This is a genomic window from Actinomadura madurae (assembly GCF_900115095.1).
GTDB lineage: Bacteria > Actinomycetota > Actinomycetes > Streptosporangiales > Streptosporangiaceae > Spirillospora > Spirillospora madurae.
Genome location: NZ_FOVH01000006.1, coordinates 264084 through 282982, shown reverse-complemented (window position 1 = coordinate 282982; position 18899 = coordinate 264084). Strand labels below are relative to the sequence as shown.

The window sequence follows — 18899 nt, the reverse complement described above, 5'->3', positions numbered from 1 at the left end:
CCTGAGCCGCCGAGCCCCCACTCTAGGGAGCGACCGCGCCGGCGACGAGGTCCCGGTGGGCGCGGATGATCTCCGCGTAGCGGTGCCCGCTGTCCTTGACCACGCGTTCCTGCGTGGCGAAGTCGACGTGCACGAGCCCGAACCGCTGGGTGTACCCGTACGCCCATTCGAAGTTGTCCAGCAGCGACCACGCGAAGTAGCCGTCCAGCGGGACGCCCCCGCGGATCGCCGCCGCGCACGCCGACAGGTGCGCCTCCAGGTAGGCGGTCCGCTCGGCGTCGTGGACGGCCCCGCCGGGCGTCACGGTGTCGCGGTAGGCCGAGCCGTTCTCGGTGACCATGACGCTGCGCGGCGCGTACTCGGCGGTGACGCGCAGCAGGATCCGCTCCAGCCGGTCCGGGTGGATCTCCCAGTCCATGCCGGTGCGCGGCGTTCCCGCCGGGGTGATCTGCCGGGCGCGCGGCGGCGGCCCGGCGGGATCGGCGACGTTCACCGACCGGCGGTAGTAGTTGACGCCGAGCCAGTCCAGCGGCGCGGCGATCACCTCCAGGTCGCCGGGGCGCACCGGCGGCTCGACCCCGTACTCCTCGATCATGTCGGCGGGCAGCCCGCGGCCGTGGACCGGGTCGAGCCACCAGCGATTGTGGTGGCCGTCCTCGCGCCGCGCCGCCGCCACGTCCTCGTCCCGGTCGCTTCCCGGCTCGCAGTCGGTGAGCAGGTTGACGATGCCGACGCGGGCGTCCGGGACGGCGGCGCGGACGGCCTGCGCGCCGAGGCCGTGCGCGAGCAGCAGGTGGTAGGAGGCGGGGACCGCCGCGCGGACGTCGGCGACGCCCGGCGCCATCTCCGCCCGCAGGTGCCCGAGCCAGGCCGCGCAGACCGGCTCGTTGAGCGTCGCCCACGAGGCCACGCGGTCGCCGAGCGCGGCGGCGACGACGGAGGCGTACTCGGCGAACCGCTCGGCGGTGTCGCGGGACGGCCAGCCGCCGCGGTCCTGGAGCGCCTGCGGCAGGTCCCAGTGGTAGAGGGTCGGGTGCGGCTCGATCCCCGCCTCCAGCAGGGCGTCCACCAGCCGGTCGTAGAAGGCGAGGCCGGCCGGGTTGACCGGGCCGTCCCCGGCGGGCAGCACCCGCGGCCAGGCGATCGAGAAGCGGTAGGCGCGCAGGCCGAGCGCCGACATCAGCGCGAGGTCCTCGGGCCAGCGGTGGTAGTGGTCGCAGGCGACGTCGGCGGTGTCGCCGCCGGCGATCGCGCCGGGGACGCGGCAGAACGCGTCCCAGATGGAGGGGGCGCGGCCGTCCTCCGCGACGGCGCCCTCGACCTGGTAGGCGGAGGTGGCCGCCCCCCAGGCGAAGTCGGGGCCGAACGCGGTCAGGTCGTCGATGGGCACAGGTCTCCCTCTTCGTGGGTCGGGCGGGTCCGTGGTTCGGGCTGTCGGGGGTTCGGCGGGTCACTTGACGGAGCCGGCGGTCAGGCCGGCCACCAGGAAGCGCTGGAGCAGCAGGAACCCGGCGACGACGGGGACGCTCACCACGAGGGAGGCGGCCATCACCTGGTTCCAGTAGACCTCGTGCTGGGTCGAGTAGCCCTGCAGGCCGATCGCGAGGGTCCGGGTCTGGTCGTTGGTCATGACGGAGGCGAACAGCACCTCGCCCCACGCGGTCATGAACGCGTACACCGTCACCGCGACGATGCCGGGCCGCGCCGCCGGGACGATCACCCGCAGCAGCGCGCCGACCGGGCCGCAGCCGTCCACCCGGGCCGCCTCGTCCAGCTCGCGCGGGATCGACTCGAAGTAGCCGGCGAGCATCCAGATCGAGAACGGCAGCGAGAAGGTCAGGTAGGTGAGGATGAGGGCGCCCCGGCTGCCGTACAGGGCGAGGCCGGTCGCGTTCCCGGCGTTGACGAAGATCAGGAACAGCGGGAGCAGGAACAGGATCCCCGGGAACATCTGCGTGGAGAGCACCGTCACCGTGAACACCCGGCGCCCGGCGAACCGGTACCGGCTCACCGCGTACGCGGCGCCGATCGCGATCGCGACCGAGGCCAGCGTGGCGCCGCCCGCGACGATGACGCTGTTCACGAAGTAGCGGGCCAGCGGGACCGTCGACCACATGTCGATGTAGGGGCGGATCGTCGGCTCCGACGGTATCCACCTGAACCGCCGCTGGACGTCCTCCAGGGGTTTCAGCGACGAGCTGACCATCGCGTAGACGGGGACGAGGGTGAACGCGGTCAGCAGCGTCAGCACGACGCGGCGCGTCCACACGAAGGAGGCGGGCGGGTCGGTCGGCCCGCGGCCCTTCCTCCGGCGTCCGCCGATCGGGCGCGTCTCAGCCATGGGCGGGCCTCCGCCTCGAGGTGACGATCAGGTACGACGCCGTGACCAGCAGCAGGAAGAGCAGGAGCAGCACCGACATCGCCGAGCCCGTCCCGAAGTTCCAGGTGACGAACGAGGCGTGGTAGATGTGCACCGAGATCAGGTCGCCGCCGGCGGGCGCCGCCCTTCCGAACAGGACGAACGGCGTGTTGAAGTCGTTGAACGTCCACAGGAACAGCACGAGCACGAGCACCTGGTTGATGGGGCGCAGCGCCGGCAGCGTGATGTGCCGGATCTGCCGCCACATGCCCGCGCCGTCCAGCGCGGACGCCTCGTACAGGTCGCGGGGGATGTTCTGCAGCCCGGCCATGAGCACGAGGAACGCGAACGGCCAGGACCGCCACACGATGACGGTGACCAGCGCCCAGAAGCTGTTGTCCCCGATCAGCCAGAACGGCCGGTCGCCGCCCGTGACGCCCAGCTGGTCGGCCAGCACGTGGTTGATCATGCCGTTGTCGCGCTGGAACATGAACGCCCACGTCATGACGGCGGTGTAGACGGGCAGCGCGTACGGAACGAGGAAGATCGCCCGCAGCGGGCCCCGCCCCCGGAAGCGGTCCTGCATCAGGACGGCGGCGGCGGTGCCGAGCAGCCAGGACAGCCCGACCGCCAGCAGCGTGACGGCGAGCGTGACGAGGAACGAGCGCAGCAGGTCCGCGCCGATGGCGCCGTCGAGGTCGACCGCGACGCGGTAGTTGCCGAGGCCCTTGCCGGGCGCCCTGGACCATTCGCGGATGTAGAAGAGCGTGAGCTCCTTGAAGCTCATCCAGACGCCGACGGCGATCGGCACGATGTGGACGACCAGCTCGGCGACGATCGCGGGCGCCAGCAGGAGGTAGGGCAGCGCGCCCCGGGGCGGGCGGAGCCGGCGGCGGCGCCGGGTCGCGGCGGGGGGCCCGCCGCCGCGACCCGGCCGGTCCCGCTCCGGTCCCCCGGCGCGGGACGCTCCGGGCGCCGAGACGTTGGCCGACGCCATCCGCTACTGGCCCATCTGTTCCTGGGCGGCGGCGAGCTTCTGCCTCACCTTCTCCTCGGTGATGGGCCGCCCGGCGGCGGCGTCGGCGAACAGCTCCTTCATCGCGGTGCCGACGGCCGTCTCGAACTGGCTCTCCTCCGGCACCTGCGGCAGCGGCGCCGCGCTCGTGGCGAGGATGTTCTTGAAGACCTTCAGGTCGGGGGTGTCGAACGCCGGGTCGTTCTGCGCGGAGGTGACCGCGGGCAGCGAGCCGTAGGCCTTGTTGAGGATCTTCTGCTCCTCGTCGCCGGTCATGAACTTCACGAACTCCAGCGCGCCCTCGCGGTTGTCGGTGTTCTTGAAGACGGCGATGTTGATGCCGGCGACCATGGAGGTGACGTCGCGTCCCCCGGGCGGCGTCGGGGACGGCTTCGGGATGGGGACGACGCCCCACTCGCCGGGCTTCATGCCGAGGTTGGTGAGGCCGCTGGTGGTGGCCTGCCACAGCAGCATCGCGGCCTTGCCGGTGGCGAAGTCGTTCAGCGACTGGTTGGCGGAGTACTCGGCGTTGCCGGGCGCCGCGATCTTCTCCTTGGCGAGCAGGTCGACGTAGGACTTGACCGCCGCGACCGCCTGCGGGGTGGCGAACTGGGGCTTGCCGTCCGCGGTGAAGAAGTCGGCGCCGTACATCTGGCCGAGGTTGAACGCCTGGTGGACGTTCTCGGGGATGCTGGCGCCCTCGATCGCGATCCCGTACTTGCCGCCCTTGGTGAGCTCGCGGCCGGCGTCGATGAGCTCCTGCCAGGTCTCGGGAGGCTCCAGGTCCGCGTCCGCGAACATCTTCTTGTTGTAGTAGAGCCCGTAGGCGAGCGAGTAGAGCGGCACGGCGGCCGGGTCCTTGCCCTTGGCCCCGGCGGAGGCGAGCGCGGCCGGGACGAACCGCTGCGCTCCGCCGACCTTGGCCATCGTCGCGGAGTCGAACGGCAGCAGCCCGCCGGTCGCCTGCAGGGACGCCGACCAGGTGTTGCCGATGTTGAGGACGTCCGGCCCCTGGCCGGAGGTGGTGGCGGCGAGGATCCGGTTGAGCAGGTCGGTCCAGGGGACGACCTCCATCTTGACCTTGATGCCGGTCCGCTTCTCGAACTTGGCCAGCTCGGGGTTCAGCACCTTCTGGTCGGCGGCGATGTCGGTGCCCTGGTTGCTGGCCCAGTACGTCAGCGTCTTCGGGTCGCCGTCGCCGCCACCGGACGCCGTCCCGCCGCCGCAGGCCGCGGCGGCGGCGAGCAGCAGGGCGGAGGCCAGGACCGCGGCGGGCCGGAGGGCGCGGGCCCGGGGGCCGCCGGCGGGGACGGGCGTGTGCGCCCGCGAGGTGGGATGACGCATCGGCTCGGCCTTCCGGTCAGAGTGACGGGGGTCACTCGGAGAGTTAGATCACACCTTATTTCACGACGTGATCTAAGCAGTGACATAATGGCCGGGTCAAGACCTGAGAACCTGCGGGGGACGCGGCCGGCCGGGCCGCGCGAAAAGGGGGGCCGATGCCGGAACGGCGCCGGAGGACCGTGCGCGACCTGCGCCGCACCAACCGCTCGGTACTGCTGCGGCGGCTGTACTTCGACGGGCCGCTCAGCCGCCAGGACCTGGCTCGCGAGACCGGGCTCAGCCCCGCCTCGGTCAGCAACGTGGTCAGCGAGCTGATCGAGGCCGGGCTGGTGGTGGAGGCGGGCAGCGTCGAGTCCGACGGGGGCCGGCCGCGCGTGCTGCTGAAGACCGCGGCCGGATACGGCCACCTCGTCGGCGTGGACGTCGGCGAGACCCGGGTCATGGTCGAGCTGTTCGACCTGGAGCTGACCCAGCTCGCCAAGGCCGACCTGCCGCTCGGGGACGGCGGGCACGACGAGCGCGCCGTCGTCCGGCAGATACTGGACGGCCTCCCCGCGGTGATCGAGGGGGCGTCGGTCGATCCCGCGTCGATCATCGGCGTCGGGGTGGGCGTCCCGGGCGTGATCGAGCACGGCCCCGAGGCGGTCGTGCACTGCCAGACCATCGGCTGGGACGGGGTGCCGCTGGAACGGATGCTGCGCGACGGCATGGGCGGCCGGCGCCCCGCCCCGCCGCTGTTCGTCGACAACGGCGCGACCTCCCTCGGCCAGGCCGAGATGTGGTTCGGCGCGGGCCGCGGGCACCGCAACGCCGTCGTCGCGCTGATCGGGTCCGGCGTCGGCGCCGCCGTGATGATCGACGGCTCGCCGTACCGGGGCGCGGCGGGCAGCGCGGGCGAGTGGGGGCACACCACGTCCCGGGTGGGCGGCGCGCCGTGCCGGTGCGGCTCCCGCGGCTGCCTGGAGTCCTACGTCGGCGCGACGGCCCTGCTGGAGCGGTACCGGGCGGCGGGCGGCCCGGCCGGGACGGACGAGGAGGCGGCCCTCGCCGGGCTGCTGGCCGACCCGTCGGACACGGCGGCGGCCCTGCGCGACGACATCGCCGAGCACCTCGGGGCGGGCATCGCCGACCTGGTCAACCTGTTCAGCCCCGAGAAGATCATCATCGGCGGCTGGGCGGGCCTGCTGATCGGCGGCCGGATGCTGGACCGGGTCGTGGCGGCCACCGCCGCGTACGCTCTGCGGCAGCCGTTCGCGCAGACCGCGATCGAGCTGTGCCACCTCGGCCCGGAGGCCGTCGCGGTCGGCGCGGCCACCCTCCCGCTCGCCCACCTGCTCGACGGCGGCGGCGACCCGGCCGGGGGCGCGATGGCCCGGCCGGGGGCCCGCGGGGGATAATGGCCGCCCAGCCCGACACCCTGGAGGAACGACGCCCATGGGCACCGCCGGCCGTTCCGTGCGCGAGTCCCTGCTGGACGCCGCCGCGCACCTGCTCGTGGAGCGCGGGTACCGGGCCGTTCGCATGCAGGACGTCGCGTCCGCCGCCGGGGTGAGCCGGCAGACCGTCTACAACGAGTTCGGCGACAAGTGGGGCCTGGCGCAGGCGGTCGTGGTCCGCGACAACGAGCGCTACCTCGACGGCATCGACGCGGTGCTGTCCGAGCACGACGACCTCTACTCGGCGGTGGTCGCGGCGGTGACGTTCACGCTGGAGATGTCGGCGGACGACCAGCTGGCGAAGGCGGTGCTGACCGGCGCGGGCGGCGACGAGATGCTCCCGCTGCTCACCACCCAGGCCGAGCCGGTGCTGTTCACCGCGAGCGCCCGCATCGCCGAGCACGCCCTGCGCCAGTGGCCGCATCTGGACCGCGAGGCCCTCACCGAGGTCGCGGACGCGGCGGTGCGGCTGACGATGAGCCACATCATGCTGCCGTCCGGCCCGCCGGAGGTCCTCGCCCACTTCGTCGCGCGCATGGTGACCCGCTACATGGCCGCGTCCGGGAGCTCCGCGAAAACGCCTGGCCCGCAGGCGGTCCCCCGCGCTAACGTCTGAACCGCCTCGCGGCTGCTGAACCCGAGGACCGAGCGGCGCCGCAACGCCCGCTCCCCCGCCGTCGCGCCTTTCACGCGAACGGCTCTCCCCCCGCGCGCATCGGCGCGCCTCTCAGCAGCCATGAAGGATCCAGCGAATGCCCGCACGTCAAGACCACCGGCTCGTCCGCACGGGCGAGCACTGGTGCTCCCTCCCCAACCCCTCCGGCGTCCCGGTCGACATCTGCGCGAACGATGACGTCCCTCTGGAGCCCGCCGCCGTGGACGAGGCGCTGGCGCTCCTGGAGACCGCCGCCACCCTGGAACGCCTCGCCGAGGCGACCCCCGGCTACGACGGCCCCGCGCCGCGCATCACCCGCGCCGCCCTCACCCCCGACCTCCACAAGGGCGCCGGCATCCCGATCGGCACGGTCCTGGAGACCGAGCACGCGCTGCTGCCCCAGGCGGTCGGCAACGACGTCAACTGCGGGATGCGGCTGGAGGTGACCACCCTGCGGGCCGACCGCGTCCGGCCGCGGCTGGACGCGCTGGAGCGGCGGCTGCGGCACCTGTTCTTCGAGGGCGGGCGGCGGATCGCCCTCACCCCCGCCCAGCGCGAGGGGCTCCTGCGCGACGGCCTGCCCGGCCTGCTGCTCACCGGCGAGCCGCGCTGGCCCGGCCTGCGTCCCGAGGACGCCGAGGACGGCCTGGACCGCGTGCACGCCTCCGGCTACCCCGCCGGGACGGCCGAGGCGTTCGCCGACTGGATCGGCGGCGCGGGCGGGGCGAGCCACGACAGCGTCATCGGCGGGATCGGCGGCGGGAACCACTTCGCCGAACTGCAGTACGTCGCGCGGGTGCACGACGCCGCCGCCGCGCACGCGTGGGGCCTGGCGCCCGGCACCGTCGTGACGATGGCGCACAGCGGGTCGCTGTCGCTCGGGCACCAGGCCAACGCGACCGCGCTGGACCGCCTCCGCGCCGCCTGGCCCTCCGGGCTTCCCCGTCCCCGCAACGGGATCCTGCCGTTCCTGCTGGACGAGCGCTCCGAACCGCTCCGGCGCGGGTACCTCGACGCGTTCGGCAACGCCGCCAACTTCGCGGTCGGCAACCGGTTCTTCCTCGCGCTCACGATGCGCGCCGGGCTCGCCGCGGAGTACGGCGACATGGCGTCCCGGCTGCTGTACGACGCGCCCCACAACCTGTTCTGGCGGGACGGCGACCGCGTCGTGCACCGCAAGGGCGCGACCCCGGCGGGCGGGCACGCCGAGATGGCGGGCGGCCCCTACGCGATGTGGGGCGAGCCGGTCATCGTGCCCGGTTCGATGGGGGCGTCGAGCTTCGTCCTGCGCGGGCACGGGGACCCGCGCACGCTCGCCAGCGCATGCCACGGCGCGGGCCGCCGGGTGCCGCGCGGCGCGTCCGCCCGCGGCGGCGACGCCGAGCTCGACGCGTTCCTGCGCGAGTTCCGGGTCGTGACCCCGCTCGACCACCGGAACCCGGTGGTGGCGCGGCGGTCCGACGTGATGGCCGCGTGGCGGCGCGACCTCAAGCAGGAGGCTCCGTGGGCGTACAAGGACATCGGCCCGGTGGTGTCGAGCCTGCGGGGCGGGGGCGTCGCGACGCCGGTCGCCGAGCTGCGGCCGCTGCTCACGGTCAAGGGGTGACGCTCAAGGGCGACGGTCAAGGGACGACGGCCTGGAGGTGCACGACCTTGACGGCCGTCATCTCGTCGAGCAGCTCGGGCCCGTAACCGAACCCGCGGCCGCTGGCGCGGCGCGGGGTGGCGGCGCCGCCGGGCGCGCCGCCGAACACCGCGTTGATCTTGACCGTGCCGGCGTTCAGCGCGCGCCAGGCGGCCTGCGCGTGCGCCATGTCGCGGGTGAGGACGGTCGCGGCGAGGCCGTAGCGGGAGCGCCGGGCGGCGTCCAGGGCCTGCTCGAACGAGGCCGCGGCGCGGACGGGCGCGACGGGGCCGAAGGTCTCCTCCGCCATGACCTCCATGTGGTCGGTGCAGCCGGCGAGGACGGTGGCGGGGTAGAACGCGCCGGGCCCGGCGGGGATGCGCGCGCCGGTGAGGGCGCGCGCGCCGTCGGCGAGGGCCTTCTCGACCTGCTGGTGGACCCGCGTGCGGTGCCGCTCGTCGACGAGGGGCCCGAGCTCGGTGGACACGTCCGCGCCCGGTCCCATGCGCAGGTTCCGGGCGCGGTCGGCGAGCGCCTCCAGGAAGGGGTCCGCGACGGCCTCGTGCACGTAGACGCGCTCGACGGAGGTGCAGATCTGCCCGGCGTTGGCGAAGCAGCCGGCGGCCGCCTGCTCCGCGGCCCAGGCCGGGTCGACGCCGGCGTCGACGATCAGCGGGTCGGCGCCGCCGTTCTCCAGCAGGGTCCGCGCGCCGGTCCGCGCGGCCAGCTCGGCGACGCGGCGGCCCGCGCGGGTGGAGCCGACGTGCGCGACGACGTCCACGTCCGGGTGCCCGGCGAGCGCCTCCCCGATCACGGCGCCGCCGGTCACCAGGTTCAGGACGCCGTCCGGCAGGCTTCCGGCGAGCAGCTCGGCGAGGAGGGCGCCGGTGTGGGGCGTCCGCTCGGACGGCTTGTGCACGACCGTGTTGCCCGTCGCCACCGCCGCGCCGATGAGCCCGCAGGCGATGGCGACCGGGTCGTTCCACGGCGTGAGGACGGCCGCGACGCCGAGCGGCTCGCGGGTCGTGAAGTCGGCGGCGTCCCGTCCGCCCTGCAGGGTGCGCCCGCCGTGCAGCGGCCCCAGCTCGGCGTACTGGCGCAGCGTCCCGATCCCCGCCTCGATGCCGCCGAGCGCGTCACCGGACGGCCTGCCCATCTCCGCGGTGACCAGCGCGGCCAGCTCGCCCATGCGCTCCTCGACCGCCCGCGAGGCGGCGTGCAGGGCCGCGCCCCGCTCGGCGGCGGGAACGGCGGCCCAGCCCGGCGCCGCGCCGCGCGCCGCCGCCACGGCGGCGTCCGCGTCGGCCGCGGTGGACACGGCCACCCCTCCCAGCGGCTCGCCGGTCGCCGGGTCGGTCACCGTGAACACCTCGTCCCCGCCGCCCTGGCCCCACCGGCCGCCGGTCAGCGTCCACCTGTCACGCGGTCGCATTGCGCTCCCCTCCAGACTCCCCGTCGCGGTGTCGCCTACCCCCGGGCGCGGTGTTCAATGACCACCCGCGTCAGTGACCACTTACTTCGATCGGCTACCGTGGGGCGCACGCGACAGTTCCGAGGGAGGCGCGGTGGACTTCGACCTGCCGGAGAGCGCGGCCGCGGTGCGCGAGGGCGTGCTGGCGATCGCCGGGAAGTACGACCAGGACTACTGGGGCCGCTGCGACGCGGACAAGCGCTGGCCCGAGGAGGTCTGGCGCGAGCTGGTCGCCGGCGGCTGGCACGCCCTGGCGATCCCGGAGGAGCACGGCGGCGGCGGGCAGGGCCTGCTGGAGCTGGCGGTCGCCCTGGAGGCCCTGGCCGAGGGCGGCGCGGGCGGCGCCGCGTCCTTCATGTACCTGCTGACGCCGGCGTTCGGCGGGCTCACCCTCACCCGGCACGGCACCGCCGAGCAGAAGCGCGAGTTCCTGCCGAGGATCGCCTCCGGCGAGATCGAGACCTGCTTCGCCATCACCGAGCCCGACGCGGGCAGCAACTCCATCGCCATCTCCACCCAGGCCCGCCGCGACGGCGACTCCTTCGTCGTCAGCGGCCAGAAGATCTGGATCTCCGGGGTGGAGCGCGCCGACTTCCTCGTCCTGGTCACCCGGACGACCCCGGCGGCCGAGGCGCGTCCCCGCACGTCCGGCTTCACCGTCCTGCTGGTGGACGTCGAGCGGGCCGTCGCCGACGGCACTCTGACCTACCGGCCGATCCCCAAGCTCGGCACCAACACCGTCGCGTCCAGCATGGTGTTCCTGGACGGCGTCCGCGTGCCCGCCGACCGGGTCCTCGGCGAGGTCGGCCAGGGGTTCGCCGTGCTGTGGGACATCCTCAACCCCGAGCGGATCCTGGCCGCGGCGGGCGGCGTCGGGTCCGGCGGCCTGGTGCTGGGGATCGCCTGCGGGTACGCCGCCGAGCGGGCACCCTTCGGCACGCCGATCGGCGCCCACCAGGGCATCGCGTTCCCGCTCGCGCGGATCAAGGCGCAGCTGGAGCTGGCCCGGCTGATGACCTACAAGGCCGCCTGGCTGTGGGACCGGGGCCGCCCCTGCGGCTCGGAGGCCAACATCGCCAAGCTCACCGCGGCGGACGCCGCCTGGCAGGCCGCCGACCGCGCGTTCCAGACCCACGGCGGCATGGCGTACTCGCTGGAGTACCCGGTCGCCCGGATGTTCCGCGACGCCCGCATCGCCAAGAACATCCCGGTGGCCGAGGAACTCGTCCTCGCCCACATCGCCCAGCACGAGCTGGGCCTCCCCAAGTCGTACTGACCCGCCCGGGCCCCGGACGCGCCCCGTCCAGGCCTCCGCCGGGCTCTGCTCAGGGCTCCGCCCGTTCGAAGTGTTAGGGGAACGTTAGACCTCCGGCGATTACGCTGCGCGATCACTCGCCTGCGGTGAGTCTTTGATCTGCAACGGCTCGCTCGCAGGAGGCTCCCATGACACGTTCCCCGGTCGGCGGACCGCCGGACCGCATGCCCTGGCGGGCGGTGATCGGCGGCTCGATCGGCAATCTCGTCGAATGGTACGACTGGTTCGTCTACGCCAGCTTCGCCACCTACTTCGCGGCGGCGTTCTTCCCCCACGGGAACGCCACCGCGCAACTGCTGAACACCGCCGCCATCTTCGCGGTCGGGTTCTTCATGCGCCCGGTCGGCGGCTGGCTGCTCGGCCGGTTCGCCGACCGGCGGGGACGGCGTCCGGCGCTCACCCTCAGTGTGTCGCTGATGTCGGCCAGCGCGCTGCTCATCGCGGTCGCCCCGACCTACGATTCGGCCGGGCACCTCGGCGCGGCGATCCTGCTGGTCGCCCGCCTGATGCAGGGGCTGTCGGTCGGCGGGGAGTACGCGGCGGGCGCCGTCTACCTCGCCGAGTCGGCCCCGCCGGGGCGGCGCGGCCTGGCCTCGGCGTTCCAGTACGTGTCGATGACGGCCGGCCAGCTCACCGGGCTCGGGCTGGAGATCGTTCTCCAGGAGGCCATGTCGGAGCAGAAACTGGAGTCGTTCGGCTGGCGGATCCCGTTCTTCGTCGGGACGTTCGGCGCCGCGGCCGTGTACTACCTGCGGCGCGGGCTGCTGGCGGAGACGGAGGCCTACGCCGGGCAAGAGGACGGCATGCCGGCCCCGGAGCGCGGCACGCTGCGCCGCGTCCTCGCGCACCGGCGAGAGGCCGCGCTCGTCATGGCCCTGACGATGGGCGGGACGGTCGCGTACTACACCTACACGACCTACCTGACGAAGTACCTGTCGTCCACGGCGGGGCTGTCCCGCGAGACCGCGTCGCTGGTGAGCTTCTGCTCGCTGGTCGTCTTCATGCTGCTCCAGCCGGCCCTCGGCGCCCTGTCCGACCGCATCGGCCGCCGCCCGCTGCTGATCGCGTTCGGGCTCGGCGCGAGCCTCGGCACGGTGTCCCTGCTGTCCGCGCTGTCGCGGGTGACCGGCTTCGCGTCCGCGCTGGCGCTGTCGCTCACCGGCCTGGTGATCGTCAGCGGGTACACCTCGGTCAACGCGGTCGTGAAGGCCGAGCTGTTCCCCACGCACGTGCGGGCCCTCGGCGTGGCGCTGCCGTACGCGCTCGCCAACGCGCTCTTCGGCGGCACGGCGGAGTACGTGGCGCTGCTGTGCCGCAAGTGCGGCGTCGAGTCCGCCTTCTACTGGTACGTGGCGGGCTGCTCGGCCGTCTCGCTGGTCGTCTACGTGTTCATGCGCGAGACGCGCGACACTGCACTCACGCAAAGTGACGAAAGCGCCGACGACGTGGCCGCCCATGTCTAGGGTGGCAGGAATGCGGGTGCTCCTGGTCGAGGACGACGACCGGTTCGCCGGGGCGCTGGCGGGCGCCCTCGCGAGGTACGGCCACACGACCGAGCGGACCACCATGGCCACCGACGCCCTCCGGCTCGCGGGCGGCGCCGACTTCGTCCTGCTCGACCTCGGCCTGCCGGACATGGACGGCCTCGACGCGCTGCGCCGCCTGCGGCGCGTCTCCCCGGTGCCGGTCATCGTGGTCACCGCCCGCGCGCAGCCGCGCGACCTGCTGCGCGCGCTGCACTCGGGAGCCGACGACTACCTGGTGAAGCCCTTCCTCATGGCGGAGCTGGTCGCGCGGATGCGGACGGTCATGCGGCGCGGCACCCGGCCGCTGCCGGCGCGCGAGCCGGTCGCGGTCGCCGGCGACATCCGCATCGACCTGGAGGGCCGGGCGGTGACCGTGGCCGGCCGCGCCGTCCGGCTCGCCCCGCGCGAGTTCGACGTGCTCGCGCTGCTGGCGAGCGAGCCCGGCGTCGTCCGCGACCGCGCGGAGATCCTGCACGCGCTGTGGGCCGACACGTCCCAGCCGGCGTCCCGGTCCCTGGACGTCCACGTGTCGGGGATCCGGGCCAAGACCGCGCGGCCGGGTCTCGTGGTGACGGTGCACGGCGTCGGCTACCGCCTCGGCGTCGACACGGCCGGCGACCGGTGAGGGCCCGCCTCGCCGCGCTGTTCACGGCGCTGATGGCCGCGGCGCTCACCGCGCTGGCGGTCCCGCTCGGCTTCGCCTACGCCTCGCACCGCACCGAGCATCTGCTGCTCAAGCGGCGGCCGGAGGTGACCCGGTTCGCCGCGATGGCCGACCGCAGCCTGCACGAGGGCGACTGCACGACACGAAAGGTCGAACGCGAGTGCGCGCTGCTCCTGGAGATCGAGCGCTACGCCGACCTGTACGACGCGGTGCTGCGCGTCTACGACCGACGCGGGCGGCTCGTCCTGGCCGCCGGTGACCTGGACGCCGCCGCCGAGGCCTCGGCGCGGAAACTCGCGGGCACGACGATGCGCGGCGGCAGGATCGAACGGATGCCGCCACTCGGCCCGTTCGGCGCCGGCAGGGTGGCGATGGCCGAGACGGCCGGACGCGACGCCGAGGTGTCGGGCGCGGTGCTGCTGTTCGCGTCGACCGAAAGCGCCCGCTTGGACATCTTGTGCGTGTGGGCGCTCATGGCGGCCGCCGCGGTGGTGGCCCTGGCCTGCACGACCGCCGGTGCCCACGGCCTGGCCCGGTGGATCCTGCGGCCGATCAGCGAGCTGGACGCCACGACCCGCGACATCGCCGAGGGGCGTCTGGAGGCGCGCATCGTCCCGGACACGGGTCCGGTGGAGCTGCGGCGGCTGATGATGCGGTTCAACGCGATGACCGAGGCGGTGTGGGCCGCGATCGACCGCCAGCAGGCCTTCGTCGCCAACGTCTCCCATGAGCTTCGCTCCCCGTTGGCCGTGCTCTCGCTGCACCTGGAGAACCTGCAGCCGCACATGGACTCGGAGGGCCTCGCCGGGCACGAGGAGGCGATGGCGGAGCTGGGCCGGCTCACGGCGTTGCTGGACGGGATGCTCGCCCTGGCCCGCGTCACCTCCGGGCCACCGGCCCAGGACGTCGACGCCGTCGAGGAACTGCGGCCCAGGCTGGCGGCCTGGGAGGAGGCGCTCACCGCCAGGAACCTGACGCTCACGGTGGACCTTCCCGCCGAACGCCGCGTCCGCGCCGTTCCGGACGCCCTCACCCGCATCACCGACACCGTGCTCGACAACGCCTGCAAGTACGTCCCCGAAGGCGGCACGGTCGCGGTCCGGATGGACGGCACCGCGCTCCGGTTCGCCGACGACGGGCCGGGCCTGACGGCCGGCGAGTGCGCGGAGGCGACGGAACGCTTCTGGCGCGCCGTCTCGCACGAGAACGTCCCGGGAAGCGGGCTCGGGCTGGCGATCGCCGCAGATCTGGCGAAGTCCGGCGGCGGGGCACTGCGCCTGGCGCCGAACGAGCCGCACGGCCTGGTGGTCGAGCTGATGTTGGCGGACCCGGCCGGCGCGCGCTCCCGCTAGTCGTAGACGGAGGAGTAGTACTCCCTCGCACCCGGGTGCAGAGACACGTACCCCGTGCCGATCGCATAGCGCTCGTTCAATGAGCGGCCCGGTAGATGCGCGGGGTTGAGCTCGTTGCGGGCCTCGAAGAGAGTCCTGGTGACCTTCTCCGCCTGTTCCTCGGCGAGCCCCGCCCGGCAGAGCAGGTAGCTGGCCGTCCCGACGGTGGGAACCGCCTCCCCGAGACCGTACTGGCCGGCCGGTACGGACGCGTTCTCGTAGACGGCGCCGTGCTCGGACGTCAGCGCCGGGACCACCTCGTCCAGCCGGACCAGCCGGATCGGCGTGCCCTCCTTCACGAAGTCGACGATCGCGGGGGTCGGCGCGTCACCCGACCAGAAACAGGCGTCGATCCTCTTCGAGCGGAGACCGTCGAGCGAGGGGGCGAGGCGCTTCTCCAGGGTGCGGGGAGGGGCGGTGAGGCCGGCGCATCGCAACACACGCCCCGCGGTCAGCGAGGTACCCGAACCATGGGCACCGATCGACACCGTGCGGCCGGCCAAGTCCTCCAGCAGGTCGATCCCGGAATCCGCGCGCACGATCAGATGCAGGTAGTTGAGGTACATGCGGGCCAGGGCGGCCACGGTGCCCCGGTCGAGCCTGTAGTGAGCGGAGTCGGAGAGCACGAAGGCCAGATCGGCGCGGTTCTGCGAGCCGAGGTCCGCAAGCATTTCGAGGTTCTGCCGGCTGGCGTTGGTCGCGACCGCCGTGACACGCAGGCCTCGGTCCTTGAGCTGTTCCGCGAAGAGCCGCCCGAGCTTGTAGTAGGCGCCGCCCTCCTCCCCCGTGGCGAGCGTGAGTGCGGAGTCGCTCGCGATGCGCCCGCAGCCTGACACGGCGGTCGCGGCGGCCAGGAGGAACGTCCTACGGGATAGGCGCATACAGGTAACGCTATGTGAGTAGCCCGTCACCGACCTTCGGAAGGCGGCGGGCTTTACCCGGGTCGTGGGCGGCCCGGAGTTCATGCGGATCTTGCCGGAGTGGTTGCGCGGGACGGCCTCGACCACCTCCTACCAGCGCGGGCACCTGAAGGCACCGATGCGCGCGGCGCCGCACGCGTTCGTGCGGGTCGCGGGGAGCGCGGCGCCGCCCGTCCCAGGCGGACGCCCGGGGGCTCAGCCGAACTCGGGCGGGCGCTTCTCGCGGATCGCCGCGACGCCCTCCCGCACGTCCGGGCCGGTGAACCCGAAGAACTCCATCGCCAGGGACGCGTCGAACGTCGGCCCGGCCAGCCGCAGCCAGTTGTTCAGCGCGTGCTTGGTGAACGACAGGGCCTCGGCGGGGCCGGCGGCGAGCCGGCCCGCGATCTCCAGGGCGCGCTCGTGCACCTCGCCGTCGTCCACGCAGACGGAGACCAGGCCGATCCGCTCGGCCTCCTCACCGGTGAGGACGTCGTTGAGCAGCAGGTAGTACTTGGCCTTGGCCATCCCGCACAGCAGCGGCCACACGATCGCCGCGTGGTCGCCCGCGGCCACGCCCAGCCGCACGTGCCCGTCGATGATCTTCGCGGTGCGGCCCGCGACGGAGATGTCGGCCAGCAGCGCCACCGCCAGGCCGGCGCCCACCGCCGGGCCCTGCACGGCGCTCACCACCGGCTTGGAGCAGTTCACCACGTTCATCACGATGTCGCGCGCCTCGCGCATGATCCGGCGGCGGGCGGCGTGGCCGGTCATCATCTCCTCGATCAGGGCGATGTCCCCGCCGGCGGAGAACGCCGTCCCCTCCCCCCGCACGACGATCGCGCGCACGTCGTCGTCGGCGTCCGCGTCCCGCCAGATCTCCGCGAGCTCGCGGTGCCCGACCGTGTCGACCGCGTTCAGCTTGCCGGGCGTGCTGATGGTGACCCGCAGCACCCCGTCCGCCGCCCAGTCGATCCTCAGCCGCTCGTAGGCGTCATACCGGTTCATGCCGCACTCCCCTGCCGCGCGTGGTCGTCGAATGCCGCGCGCAATCGTCGCACAGCGAACTCCATCGCCTCGGCACCGGCGTCGAAGATCTCGGGGAGCAGGAAGAAGGAGTGCACGACGCCGTCGTAGCGGCGGCGCCCGACCGGGACGCCGGCCGCGGCGAGCCGGTCCGCGTACGCCTCGCCCTCGTCGCGCAGGATGTCGTACTCGGCGGTGATGACGGTGGCGGGCGCCGCGCCGGACACGTCGGGGGCGCGCAGCGGGGCGAGCCTGGGGTCGGACGGGTCGGCGCCCGCCCGGTACAGGTCCATGAACCGGGCCAGCGTCCCGGCGTCCAGCCCGTACCCGGCGCCGTACTCCCGCCAGCTGGGGGTGTCCATCGCCGTGTCGGTCACCGGGTAGACGAGCAGCTGGTGGACGAGCGGCGTCCCCCGGTCGCGGGCCATCAGCGCGACGGCCGCGGCGAGGTTCCCGCCGGCGCTGTCGCCGGCCACCGCGACGGCCCCGGGCACGACGCCGTAGGCGCCCGGCTCCCGCGCCACCGCCGCGACGACGGCCCAGGCGTCGTCCACGGCGGCGGGGAACGGGTGCTCGGGGGCCAGCCGGTAGCCGACGTTCAGCACGGCGCACCCCGCCGCGGCGGCGAGGTCGCGGCAGGCCGCGTCCACGTTGTCGACGCCGCCGAGCACCCAGCCGCCGCCGTGCAGGTAGACGACCGCCGGCAGTGGTCCCCGCTCGGGTGGCACCGGACGGTACAGCCGCACCGGCACGGGCCCGCCGGGACCCGGCACCGTGATGTCGCGGATCCGCGCGAGCTCCCGCCGGACGGCGGGGAACGCCGCGCCGATCCGCGCCCGCATCTCCTCGATCGTGGGCTCGGCGCCGGCCTCCCGGCCCGGGGGCGGGGCCGTCCACGAGGCGAGCAGCTCCAGGAAGCGCGCGGTCTGCGGGTTCAAGGGCATGCGGCGGCCTCCGGTGGTCGGGTTTGCGGCGGAATCTACCGGAACGCCTTCCCCCGGAACCGGACCGTCAACCCCGGGTCAGCGACCGGCGGCCTCGGCGACCAGGGCCTCGAACAGGCGCCGGTCGTCGCCCTCCTCGGGGTGCCACTGGACGGCCAGTCCGAACCGGTGCCCCTGCAGCTCGACGGCCTCGACGACCTGGTCCTCGGCCCACGCCACGGCGGACAGGCCCTTGCCGAGCCGGCCGACGGCCTGATGGTGGTAGGCGGGGACCTCGGCGGCGTCGCCGAGGATCTTGCCGACCAGGCTGGTCGCGCTGATCTGCACCGGGTGCGAGCCGACGATCCCGGTCTCCGGCGCGTGGCCCTTGTGCCCCACCGCCTCCGGAAGGTGCTGGATGAGGGTGCCGCCGCGCGCCACGTTCAGCACCTGCATGCCCCGGCAGATCGCCAGGAACGGCAGGTCGGCCTGGACGACGGCGCGGGCGAGCGCCAGCTCGAACCGGTCGCGCTGCGGCTGCGGCGGCCCGGTCTCGAAGTGCCGGGCGGCGCCGTACAGGTCGGGGTCGATGTCTCCGCCGCCGGCCAGCACGACGCCGTCCAGCCGGGACACCAGGGTCTCCACGCCGCGCAGGGTCGAGGCGGGCGGCAGCAGGACCGGGATGCCGCCGGCCCGCTCGACCGAGCGCGCGTACGGCACCGGCAGCAGCGCGGCTTCGCGCACCCAGACGCCCCAGCGGGCCGGCTCCTGGTAGGTGGTGATGCCGATGAGCGGCGGCGCGCCGTCATCGGGCGCGGGGCGCGGGGCCCCGCGGGCGGTCTCGGACATGCGTGTTCCCCCTCTGCTGAGCACTGGCCACGGGACGCCTTCCGATTTGGGTGATTCGCCCCCCTTTGGCTGCACCTCATGGTGCCTCACCCGCCCCCTCGGACCGTCCCGTCCCCCGGCCTTCTCCCGGCCAGCTTGCCGCACGGCCCGGATCTTCGCAGTCGGAACCGGCGAGCATCCGGCCCGGGGGCGCGCGATGCGGAGGCCGGTCCCGGCCACGCGTACCGGAGAATCGCCAAATCTTCCACCCTGGACCGGATTCGTCCACCACCGGGACACCGATCTCTACCGGGATGCCGGACCAACCGGCAATACCGATCAGTATGCCTACGCGACTCCGCCACTCTCCGGTGACGGACGCGGAGAGATCGCTCACTCTTCGTGACGACCACCGCCTCCCCG

16 protein-coding genes are annotated in these 18899 nt (G+C 73.9%); 7 read left to right on the top strand and 9 right to left on the bottom strand.

Annotated elements, in window-relative coordinates:
• Window positions 1-22: 22 nt before the first annotated feature.
• The 4 genes from BM339_RS19555 to BM339_RS19540 form a co-directional block, all read right to left on the bottom strand.
• Window positions 23-1384 carry a GH1 family beta-glucosidase gene (locus BM339_RS19555; RefSeq protein WP_075021844.1) on the bottom strand — a complete coding sequence of 454 codons (1362 nt, stop codon included), beginning with the start codon at window positions 1382-1384 and terminating at the stop codon, window positions 23-25.
• Between the two features lie 66 nt (window positions 1385-1450).
• On the bottom strand, window positions 1451-2341 hold the full coding sequence (locus BM339_RS19550) for a carbohydrate ABC transporter permease (protein WP_075021760.1): 891 nt from the start codon (window positions 2339-2341) through the stop codon (window positions 1451-1453).
• Window positions 2334-3356 carry a carbohydrate ABC transporter permease gene (locus BM339_RS19545; RefSeq protein ID WP_075021759.1) on the bottom strand — a complete coding sequence of 341 codons (1023 nt, stop codon included), beginning with the start codon at window positions 3354-3356 and terminating at the stop codon, window positions 2334-2336. Before BM339_RS19545 ends, BM339_RS19550 begins: the two co-directional genes overlap by 8 nt.
• Before the next feature lie 3 nt (window positions 3357-3359).
• Entirely contained in the window at window positions 3360-4718 is a 1359-nt protein-coding gene (locus BM339_RS19540; RefSeq protein WP_024935274.1) for an ABC transporter substrate-binding protein, read from the bottom strand.
• Between the two features lie 155 nt (window positions 4719-4873).
• Here BM339_RS19540 and BM339_RS19535 point away from each other — a divergent pair, with 155 nt between their 5' ends.
• From BM339_RS19535 to BM339_RS19525, 3 genes are all read left to right on the top strand, one after another.
• Window positions 4874-6115, top strand: coding sequence for an ROK family transcriptional regulator (locus BM339_RS19535; RefSeq protein ID WP_075021758.1), 1242 nt, complete (start codon window positions 4874-4876; stop codon window positions 6113-6115).
• A gap of 37 nt (window positions 6116-6152) precedes the next feature.
• The gene (locus tag BM339_RS19530) at window positions 6153-6770 is read left to right on the top strand and encodes a TetR/AcrR family transcriptional regulator (RefSeq protein ID WP_021599954.1); all 618 of its coding nucleotides are present in this window, start codon (window positions 6153-6155) and stop codon (window positions 6768-6770) included.
• 136 nt (window positions 6771-6906) lie between these two features.
• On the top strand, window positions 6907-8415 hold the full coding sequence (locus tag BM339_RS19525; RefSeq protein ID WP_024935276.1) for an RtcB family protein: 1509 nt from the start codon (window positions 6907-6909) through the stop codon (window positions 8413-8415).
• Between the two features lie 16 nt (window positions 8416-8431).
• On the opposite strand, the gene BM339_RS19520 is transcribed toward BM339_RS19525, so the two are convergent.
• Window positions 8432-9865, bottom strand: a complete 1434-nt coding sequence (locus tag BM339_RS19520) for an aldehyde dehydrogenase family protein (protein WP_075021757.1) — start codon at window positions 9863-9865, stop codon at window positions 8432-8434.
• A gap of 133 nt (window positions 9866-9998) precedes the next feature.
• Between BM339_RS19520 and BM339_RS19515 the strand changes: the two genes are divergently transcribed.
• From BM339_RS19515 to BM339_RS19500, 4 genes are all read left to right on the top strand, one after another.
• Window positions 9999-11180, top strand: a complete 1182-nt coding sequence (locus BM339_RS19515; protein WP_075021756.1) for an acyl-CoA dehydrogenase family protein — start codon at window positions 9999-10001, stop codon at window positions 11178-11180.
• A gap of 167 nt (window positions 11181-11347) precedes the next feature.
• Window positions 11348-12682: an MFS transporter gene (locus BM339_RS19510; RefSeq protein WP_083597754.1), complete on the top strand. Its 1335-nt coding sequence runs from the start codon at window positions 11348-11350 to the stop codon at window positions 12680-12682.
• A 10-nt stretch (window positions 12683-12692) separates the two neighbouring features.
• Window positions 12693-13370 (top strand): response regulator transcription factor, encoded by a 678-nt coding sequence (locus BM339_RS19505; RefSeq protein ID WP_021596148.1) that lies wholly within the window; start codon window positions 12693-12695, stop codon window positions 13368-13370.
• The gene (locus BM339_RS19500) at window positions 13367-14761 is read left to right on the top strand and encodes a sensor histidine kinase (RefSeq protein WP_021596149.1); all 1395 of its coding nucleotides are present in this window, start codon (window positions 13367-13369) and stop codon (window positions 14759-14761) included. The genes BM339_RS19505 and BM339_RS19500 overlap by 4 nt, the downstream gene beginning before the upstream one ends.
• Here BM339_RS19500 and BM339_RS19495 read toward each other — a convergent pair.
• The 4 genes from BM339_RS19495 to BM339_RS19480 all read right to left on the bottom strand — a co-directional run bounded on the left by BM339_RS19495 (window position 14758) and on the right by BM339_RS19480 (window position 18497).
• Window positions 14758-15681: a TAXI family TRAP transporter solute-binding subunit gene (locus BM339_RS19495; protein WP_075021755.1), complete on the bottom strand. Its 924-nt coding sequence runs from the start codon at window positions 15679-15681 to the stop codon at window positions 14758-14760. The two genes, BM339_RS19500 and BM339_RS19495, sit on opposite strands and share 4 nt — an antisense overlap.
• Before the next feature lie 234 nt (window positions 15682-15915).
• Window positions 15916-16707, bottom strand: a complete 792-nt coding sequence (locus BM339_RS19490) for an enoyl-CoA hydratase/isomerase family protein (RefSeq protein ID WP_024935278.1) — start codon at window positions 16705-16707, stop codon at window positions 15916-15918.
• A complete protein-coding gene (locus BM339_RS19485) occupies window positions 16704-17669 on the bottom strand; it encodes an alpha/beta hydrolase (protein WP_021596153.1) in 966 nt (321 codons plus the stop codon). The genes BM339_RS19490 and BM339_RS19485 overlap by 4 nt, the downstream gene beginning before the upstream one ends.
• Window positions 17670-17747: 78 nt before the next feature.
• Window positions 17748-18497 (bottom strand): gamma-glutamyl-gamma-aminobutyrate hydrolase family protein, encoded by a 750-nt coding sequence (locus BM339_RS19480; protein ID WP_021596154.1) that lies wholly within the window; start codon window positions 18495-18497, stop codon window positions 17748-17750.
• Between the last annotated feature and the right edge of the window lie 402 nt (window positions 18498-18899).

Coding starts and splice junctions, on each gene's coding strand:
- BM339_RS19550 (WP_075021760.1), bottom strand. CDS start 2,341: ATGGCTGAGACGCGCCCGATCGGCGGACGCCGGAGGAAGGGCCGCGGG.
- BM339_RS19545 (WP_075021759.1), bottom strand. CDS start 3,356: ATGGCGTCGGCCAACGTCTCGGCGCCCGGAGCGTCCCGCGCCGGGGGA.
- BM339_RS19540 (WP_024935274.1), bottom strand. CDS start 4,718: ATGCGTCATCCCACCTCGCGGGCGCACACGCCCGTCCCCGCCGGCGGC.
- BM339_RS19535 (WP_075021758.1), top strand. CDS start 4,874: ATGCCGGAACGGCGCCGGAGGACCGTGCGCGACCTGCGCCGCACCAAC.
- BM339_RS19530 (WP_021599954.1), top strand. CDS start 6,153: ATGGGCACCGCCGGCCGTTCCGTGCGCGAGTCCCTGCTGGACGCCGCC.
- BM339_RS19525 (WP_024935276.1), top strand. CDS start 6,907: ATGCCCGCACGTCAAGACCACCGGCTCGTCCGCACGGGCGAGCACTGG.
- BM339_RS19520 (WP_075021757.1), bottom strand. CDS start 9,865: ATGCGACCGCGTGACAGGTGGACGCTGACCGGCGGCCGGTGGGGCCAG.
- BM339_RS19510 (WP_083597754.1), top strand. CDS start 11,348: ATGACACGTTCCCCGGTCGGCGGACCGCCGGACCGCATGCCCTGGCGG.
- BM339_RS19505 (WP_021596148.1), top strand. CDS start 12,693: ATGCGGGTGCTCCTGGTCGAGGACGACGACCGGTTCGCCGGGGCGCTG.
- BM339_RS19495 (WP_075021755.1), bottom strand. CDS start 15,681: ATGCGCCTATCCCGTAGGACGTTCCTCCTGGCCGCCGCGACCGCCGTG.
- BM339_RS19490 (WP_024935278.1), bottom strand. CDS start 16,707: ATGAACCGGTATGACGCCTACGAGCGGCTGAGGATCGACTGGGCGGCG.
- BM339_RS19485 (WP_021596153.1), bottom strand. CDS start 17,669: ATGCCCTTGAACCCGCAGACCGCGCGCTTCCTGGAGCTGCTCGCCTCG.
- BM339_RS19480 (WP_021596154.1), bottom strand. CDS start 18,497: ATGTCCGAGACCGCCCGCGGGGCCCCGCGCCCCGCGCCCGATGACGGC.